The organism is Pseudoalteromonas lipolytica (assembly GCF_003515105.1).
GTDB lineage: Bacteria > Pseudomonadota > Gammaproteobacteria > Enterobacterales > Alteromonadaceae > Pseudoalteromonas > Pseudoalteromonas lipolytica.
The window spans coordinates 1,210,019-1,223,383 of record NZ_CP032090.1; the positions used below are offsets into that span (position 1 = coordinate 1,210,019).

Annotated in this window: 9 protein-coding genes; 5 read left to right on the top strand and 4 right to left on the bottom strand. The window is 42.7% G+C overall.

All coding sequences use genetic code 11. The features are described from left to right. Positions 1 to 50: 50 nt before the first annotated feature. The 5 genes from megL (at position 51) to D0907_RS05550 (ending at position 5,425) form a co-directional block, all read left to right on the top strand. Positions 51 to 1,232 carry a methionine gamma-lyase gene (gene megL, locus D0907_RS05530; protein ID WP_118844126.1) on the top strand — a complete coding sequence of 394 codons (1,182 nt, stop codon included), beginning with the start codon at positions 51 to 53 and terminating at the stop codon, positions 1,230 to 1,232. 225 nt (positions 1,233 to 1,457) lie between these two features. Further along, positions 1,458 to 2,255, top strand: a complete 798-nt coding sequence (gene phhA / locus D0907_RS05535) for a phenylalanine 4-monooxygenase (protein WP_036969774.1) — start codon at positions 1,458 to 1,460, stop codon at positions 2,253 to 2,255. 9 nt (positions 2,256 to 2,264) lie between these two features. After that, a complete protein-coding gene (locus D0907_RS05540; RefSeq protein WP_036969771.1) occupies positions 2,265 to 2,609 on the top strand; it encodes a 4a-hydroxytetrahydrobiopterin dehydratase in 345 nt (114 codons plus the stop codon). Between the two features lie 114 nt (positions 2,610 to 2,723). Beyond that, positions 2,724 to 3,302, top strand: a complete 579-nt coding sequence (locus D0907_RS05545; protein WP_075594259.1) for a hypothetical protein — start codon at positions 2,724 to 2,726, stop codon at positions 3,300 to 3,302. Positions 3,303 to 3,469: 167 nt separating this feature from the next. After that, positions 3,470 to 5,425 carry a methyl-accepting chemotaxis protein gene (locus D0907_RS05550; RefSeq protein WP_118844127.1) on the top strand — a complete coding sequence of 652 codons (1,956 nt, stop codon included), beginning with the start codon at positions 3,470 to 3,472 and terminating at the stop codon, positions 5,423 to 5,425. A 51-nt stretch (positions 5,426 to 5,476) separates the two neighbouring features. Here the strand turns inward: D0907_RS05550 and D0907_RS05555 are convergent, their stop codons facing one another. The 4 genes from D0907_RS05555 to glnD all read right to left on the bottom strand — a co-directional run bounded on the left by D0907_RS05555 (position 5,477) and on the right by glnD (position 13,363). Next, positions 5,477 to 6,559, bottom strand: coding sequence for an efflux RND transporter periplasmic adaptor subunit (locus tag D0907_RS05555; protein ID WP_244223143.1), 1,083 nt, complete (start codon positions 6,557 to 6,559; stop codon positions 5,477 to 5,479). Continuing rightward, positions 6,556 to 9,666, bottom strand: a complete 3,111-nt coding sequence (locus D0907_RS05560) for an efflux RND transporter permease subunit (protein WP_118844128.1) — start codon at positions 9,664 to 9,666, stop codon at positions 6,556 to 6,558. The genes D0907_RS05555 and D0907_RS05560 overlap by 4 nt, the downstream gene beginning before the upstream one ends. A gap of 241 nt (positions 9,667 to 9,907) precedes the next feature. Continuing rightward, a complete protein-coding gene (gene dapD, locus D0907_RS05565; protein WP_036969760.1) occupies positions 9,908 to 10,735 on the bottom strand; it encodes a 2,3,4,5-tetrahydropyridine-2,6-dicarboxylate N-succinyltransferase in 828 nt (275 codons plus the stop codon). Positions 10,736 to 10,744: 9 nt separating this feature from the next. After that, complete coding sequence (glnD, locus tag D0907_RS05570; protein WP_118844129.1) at positions 10,745 to 13,363, bottom strand: [protein-PII] uridylyltransferase; 2,619 nt, start codon at positions 13,361 to 13,363, stop codon at positions 10,745 to 10,747. Between the last annotated feature and the right edge of the window lie 2 nt (positions 13,364 to 13,365).

Sequence of the window (13,365 nt, forward strand, 5' to 3'; positions counted from 1 at the left end):
GCGTTTTATTTATGAGTATGAAGTACTGATAATAAAAACGAGAACAGACAATGACTAAGCATCACTTACATACACAATGTATCCATGGTCCAGAAAAGCCAAATGATCCTCACGGCGCACTGAGTGCGCCACTTTATCAAACCTCAACATTTGCGTTCACGAGTGCAGCACAAGGGGCTGCACGTTTTGCTGGTGAAGAGCAGGGGTTTATTTACACTCGCTTAGGTAACCCAACAACGCAAGAGTTAGAGCAAAAAGTTGCACAACTTGAAAATTGTGAAGCGGCTGCAGCAACAGCAACGGGAATGGGCGCAGTATCAGCCTCAGTATTAAGCTTTTTACAGCATGGTGACCATCTTGTGGCATCAAGTGCACTCTACGGTTGTACTTTTGCTTTTTTTGCTCACATGCTGCCTCGCTTCGGTATAGAAGTCAGTTTTGTTGATATGAGCGATGAAGCCGCATTACGTGCTGCTGTTAAACCAAACAGTAAAATGATTTTTGCTGAGACGCCGATAAACCCAACCATGACGGTGCTTGATTTAAGCTTAATTGCAGAAGTCGCGAAGCAACATAAGTTGCTTAGTATTATTGATAATACTTTTTTAACGCCTTTACTTCAGCAACCCACTTCATATGGCATCGATATTGTTATTCACAGTGCGACTAAATATTTGAACGGACATGGCGATGTGGTTGCTGGCATTGTGTGTGGTTCTAATGAGCACATTAATTTAATAAAAATGACCGTGCTTAAAGATATTGGCGCAACGATTAGTCCGCATGATGCCTGGTTAATAAACCGAGGGTTAAAAACGCTTGCAGTACGAATGGAGCGTCATTGTGCGAGTGCCCAAGTGGTTGCTGAGTTTTTAGAGCAGCACCCGTTGGTGAGCAAGGTTTATTATCCTGGCCTTAAATCACATCAAGGTCATAAGTTTATTGGTACACAAATGAAAGCAGCGGGTGGTGTGATCGCGTTCGAAATTAAAGGCACCCTAGAACAAGGTGAAACCTTCATTAATAATACTCAGCTTTGTACGTTAGCAGTGAGTTTAGGTGACGCTGAAACCCTCATTCAGCATCCCGCGTCTATGACTCACTCTCCCTATACACCAGAAGAGCGGGCTGCGGCTGGCATTAGTGATGGATTAATTCGCTTATCAGTCGGTTTAGAGGATGTTAACGACATAATTGACGATCTTAAAACTGCATTTACATCTATTGGATAGGATGTAAATTTAAGTTTACACTAAAATGGTGTTTTATCCCTTATTTAACGGGTTGTGTAAACATTTGGATCTTTTGGTGTAATTTTTTATTTACAGTAGAGGTGTTTCTGCAAACAGTAGAAACACCCAAAACTATTAAAATCTCGCTTACTTTTACATAGTATCGACTTAACAAGTTAAAGTGATTCTTATCGTGCTGATCAAGATTTAACGAAGAAGGTTATTATGGCTAAAGCAAGTAATTACACCTCCAAGCAACCCGATGAAAATGGGGTGATCCATTGGAGCGAAGACGAAAACAAAATATGGTCTGAGCTGGTTGCTCGCCAACTCGCTTGCATTGAAGGCAAAGCCTGCAATGAATACCTTGAGGGTTTAAAAAAAATAAACCTTCCTTCAGATCGTATTCCCCAATTAAGTGAATTAAACGAAGTACTGGAAAAAACCACCGGCTGGCAAGTTGCGCCTGTGCCTGCGTTAATTGATTTTGACGAGTTTTTCCGTTTGTTAGCTAATAAGCAATTCCCCGTGGCTACGTTTATTCGCACACGTGAAGAGTTTGACTACTTACAAGAGCCAGATATTTTCCACGAAATTTTTGGTCACTGTGCAATGTTAACAAACCCTGCATTTGCTGAGTTTACGCATAAATACGGTCAATTAGGGTATGCAGCAGAGAAAAAAGATCGCGTGTATCTGGCACGTTTATATTGGTTTACTGTTGAGTTTGGTTTAATGCAAACAGACCAAGGCTTGCGTATTTATGGTGGCGGTATTTTATCAAGCCCAGGTGAAACGCAGTACGTGTACTCTGATAAACCAGAAATCAATGCAATGAATGTACTGGATGTGCTTCGCACACCGTACCGTATTGATATAATGCAGCCTGTGTACTACACCATTAATTCGATTAATGACTTATTTGATATCTCACAAATGGATATCATGTCATTGGTGAGTAAAGCAAAAGAATTAGGGCTTCATGAGCCAAAGTTTCCACCTAAAGAAAAATTAGCAAGTTAAGGATTTATAATGTCTTCATTAAGCACACAAAAGTGTGAAGCGTGTCGTGCTGATGCGCCGAAAGTATCTGATGCTGAGTTAGCAGAATTAATTAAAATGATCCCTGATTGGGTACCAGAAGTGCGCGACGGCATTATGCAATTAGAGCGTGTGTATAAGTTTAAAAACTTTAAACAAGCACTTGAATTTACAAATAAAGTAGGTGATATGGCTGAAGAAGAAGGCCATCACCCAGGTTTACTTACAGAGTGGGGCAAAGTGACTGTTACGTGGTGGAGCCACTCAATTAAAGGCTTACATAAAAACGATTTTATTTGTGCTGCAAAAACTGACGATGTCTTTGCTGCATTATAAAACGCAATAAGTTCTGCCCAGAAGGCGTGACCCAAGGTCGCGCCTTTTTATTTTTGTTAAAAGGAAAAAGCCTATATAGTGTATTTGCGTTATGAAACAACACGGTAGAAAACAATGAAGAATAAAAGCCTAATCATAGCCTCATTACTTATTTTATTGCCGCTTATCGACAGCCTTTTTGTACCTCCTGTATTTGGCATTCAATGGCATAGCCCAAAAATGATGTATCAAATAGGCGTTGCGTTACTCATTATTAAGCTGTTTATGGTCATAACGGGCATTTATTTATTACTCAAAAATAACAGGTGTGACACAGGCAGAGCAGCGTTAGATACTCAGCCAACTGCTAGACGACATCTTTTATTATTCATTGTCGCAGGGCTTCAACTTGTGGTTATGGTGAGTCTGTGTTTTTGGTACCTTGTTGCAGGGACACAGGCAAAGTATTTTAAGCAGCAACAGCATATTAGTGTATTTACAGCTGACTATGGCGTTTTTACTGATGTTTACCATCATATTTCATATATTTGCTATGACCGTTATGGTTTTTATCGCCAAATCCCGGTTGCTTCATTACCGTGGGCAGGTGAATTTAGTTTTAAAGTTCATCAAGATAGTTTACAGATCTATCAAAAAAGTAATGTCGATGAGCAAACTAAACAGATTTCCTTAGAGGGGTTTAATTGTTTATAAAACTGGAATAATTAGGACGATTTTTACTTACATATCAGATATTTCTTAAATTCCCCCCTATTTCCCCTCATAACATATCATTCTCACTGTTGTTTCCTATACTTAATGAGATTTTTAGTAAGGAAGCCATCACGCATAGGGTACTGCAATTAAACAGAGAGAACATTATGTTTACGAAGTTCAGGTTAAATACACAGCTGTATCTTGCATTTGGCGCAATGATTGTCCTGCTAGGGATAGTCAGTATAGTTGCCTTGTTAGCCCTTAACTCAGGCTATGATAATTTTGTTGATTATCGCGTAAATGCACGCGATAGCAATATCACGGGACGAGTCCAATCAAACGTATTAACTTTACGCTTAAATGCACTCAAATATTTGAAAGATCAAAAACCTCAAGCCATTTCCGATTTTAACGAGCGTCATAATTTACTCAGTGAATTAATCACTCAGAGCAAAAAACAGTTTACTGATGCCGAGAAAGTAAAAGCAATGACAGCGATAGAAAAAGGAGCAAGTAATTATAAAAATGGTTTTGAAGACATCGTTAAGTTAGTAGAAAAACGCAATGATGTGGTCGAAAATAAGCTCGATGGAAATGGGCAGTTTATGCGTGAGGCCTTAACTGAAATTATGCTGCTGAGTAAAAACAAAGAAAACAGCGCAGCATTATTTTTAAGTGCACAATTGCAAGAGTCGTTATTACTTGGGCGATTGTATGCTGCAAAGTTTTTAGTCAGCAACTCACTGGCCGATTTTGACAGAACAACGAAAGAATTTAAGGGCGTTCAAGCTAAAATTCAGCAATTGTCAGCGGGCCTTTTTGATGCAAAAGAGCAGGCATTATTGTCTGATTTCAAAACCAGAACGAATGACTATATTACAGGGCTTGAGCAAGTAAAGTCCTTGATTACAGAGCGTAATAATATAATTAGCGGGACACTTGATAAAGTAGGCCCGCAAATAGCTGAGGAAATTGAACGTATTAAACTCGCCAGCCAAAACCGCCAAGATGAAATTGGTCCCATGATACAAGCCAGCAGTGAAAATGCGATTACCACCATTTTAGTCTTTGCCATCATAATTATTACTGTGGGCATTTTCTTAAGTATCTTTATCTCGCGTTTAATAAAAGCGCCTATTGGCGGGGAGCCGAGCGAAATAGCGACCATTGTGCAATCGATAGCTGAAGGTGATTTAACATATCGTTTTAGTCAGCATGGAAATGAAACAGGAATTTACTTAGCGATGCGCGAAATGGTGTCAAAGCTTAACGAAATGCTGACTCAGATCAGTGAATCTACCACGCAAGTTTCGCGCACATCACAAGATTTAACAACGATAACGGCGAGTTCTAAAACAGGTGCAGAGCATCAATCTGACCAATTAACACAAACAGCCACTGCAATGCATGAAATGTCAGCAACCATTAATGAGATTACGCAAAGTGCACAAATGGCTGCTGATGCAGCAACAAAAGCCGATAATGAAGTACTGACGGGCACGCAAGTAGTTTCACAAACGCATCACGCAATGGGCGAGTTGGTTGAGACCATGATGAACGTGAGCAAAACGATTGAAAACTTAGAAGCAGAAACTGAGTCAGTGGGCTCCATTTTAGATGTGATAAGAGGTATTGCTGACCAAACTAACTTATTAGCATTAAATGCGGCCATCGAAGCTGCTAGAGCTGGAGAGCAAGGACGCGGTTTTGCAGTGGTTGCAGATGAAGTGCGCTCTTTAGCAAGTCGGACACAACAAAGTACTGAAGAAATTCAAGTGATGATTTCTAATTTACAGAATGAAGCGAAGCGCTCGGTCGATTCGATGAAAATGAATATGCAAAATGTGGAGCAAACCGCAGAGAAAACTGAGCAAACCGGTGAAGTCCTCGAGCAAATTTCACAATCGGTGGGCACAATTAAAGATATGAATGTACAAATTGCCAGTGCGTCTGAAGAGCAAAATGTCGTGAGTATGCAAATAAGTGAAAGTGTTCAACATGTTAACGAAAAAGCACATGAAACGATGGATGGTGCAGAGCGCGCAGCAGCGATTGCTGATGGCTTAGCGCAAACAGCGCTTGAGCTAGACCAAATTGTGAAGCAATTTAAAGTCAGTTAAAAGCCTAGGAGTATAAAGCCAGTGACACTGGCTTTATACTTTACTCATTTTTCATTCGGGCTTTATTTGTACATCAACCTTTTGGCCCGTTTGCAACTGTTCAGCTCCCCTTATTGCCACTTTATCGCCCGCACTAAGAGACGCAGGAGTGAGGGGACTTACCTCAACAAGCTGACCCTTGCCACTGCCAACGATAACGGGAATTTGTGCTGCTGTACTGGCGTTATCAATCTTTACGATATGCGTGCCATTTTTACGTAAAATGAGGGCATCTCGGTTCACTAATAACACATCGCCTTTACTTGTTAATGGAACAGTAACATCGACAAGTTGACCTATCGCCCATACTTGCTCTTGAGATACGTGCAATGCGGCACGTACTTCGACCGTTTGTGAACGCGGGTCTGTGGATGGGATCACTGCTGTAACTTTAGCGGTTGTTGTTTCAGGTGCTGATAAATCGCCTGCTTTGACCGGCAGTGCAATGTCTTTATGTAAAAACTTGAGGTATTTAACAGGGACATATAAACGCACTTCTAAATGAGTGATATCGAGTAAGGTGACTAATTCATCGGCGCGGTTTATTTCACGTCCAGCACGTTTATAGCGCTCGCTGATAACACCTGAAAAGGGGGCGCTGATGGTCGCACGGGATAGTTTATCGTCGATCACCTTTAACTCTACCTCAGCAAGGGCAATATCAGACAAAGCGAGGTCGTGTTTATTTTGCATTCCATCAACTTGGCTTGCCGCTGCACTGCTCGCTTTAGCGAGTTTTTGTAAACGGGCTAACTCTTGCTCGTATAAACGCAGGTTTATTTTTGCACGGTTGAGCATTTCTTGCTGACGGGCTTTTTCAAGTTCCAGTGGTAAAGTGTCCATGCGTACTAGCGTATCACCTTGGTTGACTAAAGTGCCGGGCTCTACCACATAGAGTAAACGTCCACTAATTCCTGCGGTAAGCGTGACATCGTCTTTGCCGTATAAAGTGCCACTTACTTCAATTTCACTGGTTAGCTGTGCTTTACTCACTGTATCGACCGTGACAGGAACGACCGCGAAAGCATGAAAGGCGAAGGCACATAATACCGCGGTTACAATACGTATATTTTTTATCATCGTTTTATCACTCATTGATTCGATACCAAGCTTAAAGGCGTTTTTTCGGGTTGTTGATTATTGTTTATTGGTGGTAATTGCCTGCCAAGCTGCAATAAACTCGGCATTAAAATAAGCGTAAATAGCGCGCTAATAGCCATGCCGCCTACAATGACGGTCGCAAGACCGCGATAAATCTCTGAGCCAACACCGGGCATTAACATCAGCGGTAACATGCCAAATAAACTCGTTAAGGTACTCAAATAAACGGGGCGTGCTCTAAGTAGCACTGCTTGGCGAACTGCAGCCTCTCGGTTAAGCCCTGCAGACATCGCAACACGCGTTTGGTCGACCAATAAAATCGCATTATTGACCACTAATCCCAGCAAAATGATAAAGCCAATCATGGTCAATAAATCGAGTGATTGGAAAGTGAATAAATTCAGCACAAACAAGGCCAGTACCCCGCCAGCTATCGCCAGCGGCATAACTAGCAGTACCAAGACACTGTCTTTTGCAGATTTAAATAATGCTGTCATCAGCAGGAATAAAATAAACAAGGCTAGTAAAAAGTTGAGAGTCATCTCTTGCATAGCTGAATTCATTTTTTGTGCGTTGCCAGCCAAAATCGCGCCAGCACTTTCGGGTAAGCTGGCACGTACTTTTGGCATAACGTGTTCGGCTAAAATAGCTTGTGCTTGTTGCAAACTCATATCGGCAGGTGGTGTGACGACAATACTCACTGTGCGACGTCCGTTAACACGGCGTAATTGTGTAGGGCCAACAGTGCGCTTAATTTGGGCAAGCTCGCCCAGCGTTTGAATGCCCGAGAGCGGTGTAACAATGGGCAAGGCTTTTAGTTCTTCAGGGGTTTGCCATGGAGTGCCTCGCAAAATTACATTCATGCGCTCGTTGCCGTCAAAGTATTCGTTAACAAATAAGCCGCCTGTATAAGCCTGTACCGCTTGTGAAACGTCACGGCGAGTTAGCCCTGCTTGAGTAATACGGCGGTCGTTAGGTGTAAGCCTGAGCTCTGGTTCGGCCATATCTAAACGCGGTTGTGGTCTTGCTGTGGCATTTGGCATTGCTTCTGTGACTGCTTGCAAGGCGACATTAGCACCTGAAATCAGGTCATCCATGTTCGGACCGGTTAGATCAATATTGATATCTCGGCCATCTCCCCCATTCGCGACTTGGATCATAGAACCTCGAAAGAAGAATACCTGCGTGTCGGGTAAGTCGATGAAAATTTCTTCTCGAGCAACTTTCATCAATTCTTCAACGCGTTGTGGATCAGCCGAATAAATAAATCCGCCAGCGTTGGAGCCAAATGCATAAAAGTTAAAGTCTTTTATTCCTGGCTCTTTCTCACCAGTGTAGTAAGGCATTAAGCGTTTTTTGATACGCATTAATAACTCTTCTTCCATAAATTGCACATTGCCACCCGGTGGGGTATTCAAGTTAAAGAAAAAGCCATCAGTTGGCGCTCTGGGCATAAAGTCAGTTTTTGGCAGCATAGTCATGGTGGCAATTAATGAGCCGCCTAATAATGAGGCAATCCAGAGCAGTTGCTTAGTGCGGGTGTTAGTGAGTGCCATTATAAAGTTAGTTAGTTTTTGCCAATAAGCACGATAAGGATCGGGTTTTAGTTCAGTGTCAGGCCAAACATGGTTCGCTAATGGAATGAGTGTAATGGCACAGACCATTGAGGCAATGACCGCAATAGAGAGGGTGAGTGCAAGGTCTGAAAACAGCTGACCTTCAATGCCTGCCATAAAGAGAATAGGGAGAAAAATAGCAACGCTGGTGGTGGTTGACGCAAATAAGGCACCGGTGACTTGCGCTGCTCCTTTTAATGCCGCTTTTTTAGTATCAAAGCCTTCGCTTCTGAGTCGGGCTATATTTTCTTGGACTATGATAGCAGCATCTAAAACTAAGCCGACAGCAAAGGCTAGGCCGGCAAGGGAAATAACATTTAAGCTGCGCTCAAAAATATTAAGGGCTAAAAACGCCACCATCAACGACACCGGGATTGTAGCGGCAATCACAAACGTGGCTTTTAACCCGCGGAAAAACAACCATAAGATCAAGCATGATAAAAGTACACCTAATCCTAAGTTGCTTTTCACTAATGATAAGGCGTTACGAATATGCACTGAGGCATCAAAGCTTAACTCAATCGATAAGCCATTTTCAGCAAGAGGACCTTCGTTTAGTTCTTTAATCGCTAAATTTATGTCATCAAGAAGTGCGACAGTATTGGCTTCGTTGGCGCGCGAAATTCGAATGTAATACGCCGGTTTACCATTTCGGCCACTCATGCCTAAACGGTCAGAAAAAGTGCGTTCTACGCGTGCAATATCGCCAAGGTAAATTGGCCTGTCGCCAGAATAACCAACGCGCATTTGTGCCATGCTCGACAAATCATACTGACCCGTAAAGCGCACGGTATATTGACGGCGTCCGACATTAGCAAGGCCTCCTGAGGTATCGCGTGAACTAGCTAATACGTTACTTATTTGGTCAAGGCTTACGCCAAGGGCTGCGGCTTTGTGAGGATCAAAGGTGATGCGCAACTCTTTTGGTCGTTCACTAGCTAAATCAACGCGGGCAACACCGGGAATACGGGCTAAACGTGGCTCAACAAATTCGTCGATTTGTTTTTGAAACTGTGCCATATCAAGATCTAAGCTATCGGCGTTGTAGTGCGTGGGAGTCACTAATAAAGTGGCAGCGGCTTCGCCATTATTGCCGCCTGCAAATACCACAGGGTCGAATGCATCTAAGGGGAGTGGCGGTGCTTGGTTTAGACTTGTGAGTACATCGAGCATGGCTTGCTGCATATTTTGCCCGACTGCAAAAGTAAGGGTGATAGAGCCATTACCTCGGTTGATATTGGTATTTACCTCTAAAGCGCCAGGCGTGTTTTTTACTGCGTTTTCGAGCGGCTCAATAATCACGGATTCTATTTCTTCTGGTGCGGCTTGGCGCCAACCTGAAAAAATAGTGATTTGCGGTTGTTCAATATCGGGTGTAAGTTGAATTGGCAGCTTGAAAATACTCAACATGCCAAACAACATAATCAGTACTAAGATGACAATAACACTCGCTGGGTTCTTCAGTGAACTGCGCGTCAAATTCATTGTGTGTGTTCCAAAATCAATTTGTGTGCATTGTAATGCGACGTAAAAAAAGTGCCAGTAAGTTTAATGGAATGTATGTCAAAGTAGACGCTGGGTTGCTGTAAATACGCGATAAAGTGTGTTTTTGAAATAAGATGTAACAATTTAATAAAGTTGATGAAAATTAACAGGTATAAAAAAAGCGCTATTCCTCATTAAGGAAAGCGCTTTTTAGTCATAACAGACTGTGTAAAATCACTGATTACTCATCAATCGAGCGAAGTAGTGCATTAATGCCTACTTTTTCGCGCGTTTGTTGATCTACTTTTTTTACGATGATGGCAGCGTATAGGCTGTGCGAACCATCTTTAGAAGGCAGTGAACCCGGTACAACAACGGCACCCGCTGGTACACGGCCGTAGTGAACCTCGCCGGTTTCACGGTCATAAATGCGCGTACTTTGGCTGATGTATACACCCATTGAAATAACGGCGCCTTCTTCAACAACAACCCCTTCAACAATTTCAGAGCGTGCGCCAATAAAGCAGTTGTCTTCGATAATGGTTGGGTTTGCTTGAAGTGGCTCAAGTACACCACCAATGCCTACGCCCCCTGATAAATGAACGTTTTTACCAATTTGTGCGCACGAGCCAACGGTTGCCCAAGTATCGACCATGGTGCCCTCGTCAACGTAAGCACCAATGTTGACGTAAGAAGGCATAAGCACCACGTTTTTACCAACAAAGCTGCCTTTGCGCGCCACAGCGTTAGGGACTACGCGCATGCCGCCTTGTTGGAATTGCTCTGGCGTATAGTCGCTAAATTTTAGTGGTACTTTATCGTAGAATTGATTAACACCATCGTTCATTGGTTGGTTATCACGAATACGGAATGACAGCAGTACTGCTTTTTTCAACCATTGATGAACAACCCACTCACCACTGATTTTTTCAGCAACACGAGCCGCGCCGCTATCAAGCAGTTCAAGCGCATCAATAATGGCCTGTTTTACTTCGCTTGATACTGTGCTTGGGCTGATACTATCGCGGTTTTCCCAGGCGTTTTCGATCATGGTTTTTAAATCTGACATAAGATCCTCTTATTCGGTTTCTGCGTTGAGTTTTTTACGCAATGCTTGATGAATTTTTGCTCGTTCTTCGTCTGTTAATGCTTGGTATTCATTATTCGATACCACGAAGAAATCTTCTGCGCGTTCGCCCACTGTGGTGATCCGTGCAGCATGAATATGCAGTAAATGTGCTTGGAATACTTCGGCTATTTTGGTGAGTAAGCCCGGAATATCCACTGCTTGAATTTCAATTAGACTGCGGTCTTTTCGTGCATGCGGTCTAAGCACAATTTTTGGTTTAATATTAAAGTCTTTAAAGCGCTGCGAACGATTCTTTTTAAAGCGAATTTTCTTTTTAGGATCATTAATCGCGAGATCCAATGCACGCTTAATCGACTGTGCACGACCACTGGCAATAGGGTCGCCATTCACTTCTAAAATAACAAAGCTAAACAGCACATAACCGTCTTTGGTCGTTAATACTTGCGCATGTTGGATCTGTGCTTTTTTAGAGCCTATAACACTCACAAGGCGTGCAAATAAGCCACCAGAATAGGGGCTGTAAGCAAATACCTGTGTGCCACCATGCATTGCTGTGTCAGACACCATGACACTGGGTTGGCTTAAGTCTGCACTGTTTAACAGATGCTCTGTGTGCCATGAAATCTGCTGCTCGCTAAAAGCGGTAAAATAATTAGCTTTAAAGCGACTCCAAATTAAATCAATCTGATCCTCGTTACAGCCAAGATTAAGCAAGCGCTGTTTTGCTTGGCGTTTTTTGTCTCGAATTTGATCTCGTTGGTCCATTGGATTTTCAAGCCCTAAGCGCAGTGCGCGCTGGGTGTGTAAATACAGCTCTCGCAGTAGGGTGTTTTTCCAATCATTCCACAAGTTATCATTTGTAGCGCGGATATCAGCCAGTGTTAAACAATATAAATAATCGAGCTGGCGTTCATTTTTCACCTTGCTGGCAAAGTCTTTAATTACATCAGGGTCGTTAATGTCTTTGCGTTGCGCGGTGACCGACATAAGTAAGTGATTGCCAACCAACCACGCAATAAGTTTACCATCTGATGCAGGAAAACGGTGCAGTTTGGCAAACGCTAAGGCATCGACCGAGCCAAGCTCTGAGTGATCGCCACCTCGTCCTTTGGCAATATCGTGAAAAATACCGGCTAAATATAACAGTTCAGGTTTATCCATGCGGGTGACGATTTCACTGCACAGAGGAAACTCACTGACTCGAGACTTATCAAAATATTTGTAAATATTATTAATAAGCTTATGCGTGTGCTCATCCACAGTGTAGGCGTGGAATAAGTCAAATTGCATTTGTCCGAATATATTTCGCCACTGCGGTAAGTAAGCCGCAATAATGCCGTGTTTGTGCATGAGCGTGAATGCTCGGCCCATGCCATTAGGGTGTTTAATTAACCGTAAGAATGCTTCACGACACGCCGCGTAATCTTGTAAATCACCTAATAAACGGCGACGTACTTGGCGCATTGTACGAATCGTGCTTGGGTAAATATGCGTAATTTCAGGGTTGTCGGCAATGTGCTCAAACAACACAAAGAGTTGGTCGCGACGGAAAAATACAGAAGGGTTTTTAACCCGAATCTGATGACCAATACGCTCAAAGTTACGGTCAAGCTCTACAACGGGTAACTCGCCTGCACCTGGCAAAATGCTTTGCTCAAAGTAAGACAGCAACATTTGGTTAAGCTCTCGTACACGGCTCATAATGCGAAATAAACGTTTCATCATGCGCTCGACCGACGCTTTACCGTCGCTACCAAAACCTAAAATTTCGGCAGCATGAGGCTGGTGATCAAACAATAAACGGTTTTCAGAACGTCCCGCAGCGATGTGCAAGGCAAAGCGGATATTCCACAGGTTTTCTAAACACTCTGAGAGTTCTTGGTATTCTTCATGAGTGAGGTAACCATGATTAATGAGTTCTTGTAATGTTTCAGCCCTAAAGTGCTTTTTTGCGACCCAAATAATGGTTTGTAAATCGCGCAAGCCACCTGGGTTTTCTTTAATGTTAGGTTCAAGATTATAGGCTGTTCCATGGCATTTTTTATGGCGTAATTGTTGTTCTTGTACTTTTGCCAAAAAGAATTCATCAGAGCGCCAAATTGGCGTGTCGATTAAGTGCATTTTGAGTTTTTCAAACTCAATGTGATTGCCAAATATTAAACGGCTTTCGAGTAAGCTGGTAGCAAAAGTAACGTCTTCACGTTTTTGCTCCAGTGCTTGTTCAATAGTGCGAACACTGTGACCAATTTCGAGATTGAGGTCCCATAGCATCGTCACGAACTGGCCAATTTTTTCGCATACAGCGTCACTTGGTTGTTCACTAACCAGCAGCATAAAGTCAATATCGGAGTAGGGGTGTAGCTCGCCACGCCCATAACCACCGACAGCAATAAGTGCTAAATCACTTTCGTGGGCAAGGTCAAAGTCGTGAAACAGTTTAATCAATAAGCGGTCAATAAACTCAGCGCGGGCATTGATTAAGTTGCTGACGGGTTGTTTAGAAAATTCGTTCTGTAGCCACTTATAAAAATAACCAGAACAGTCGCGATAATCGCTAAGTTGCTCAGCTTGGCTGAGCAACTTTTTTACTTTGTTGGGTAATGCCACAG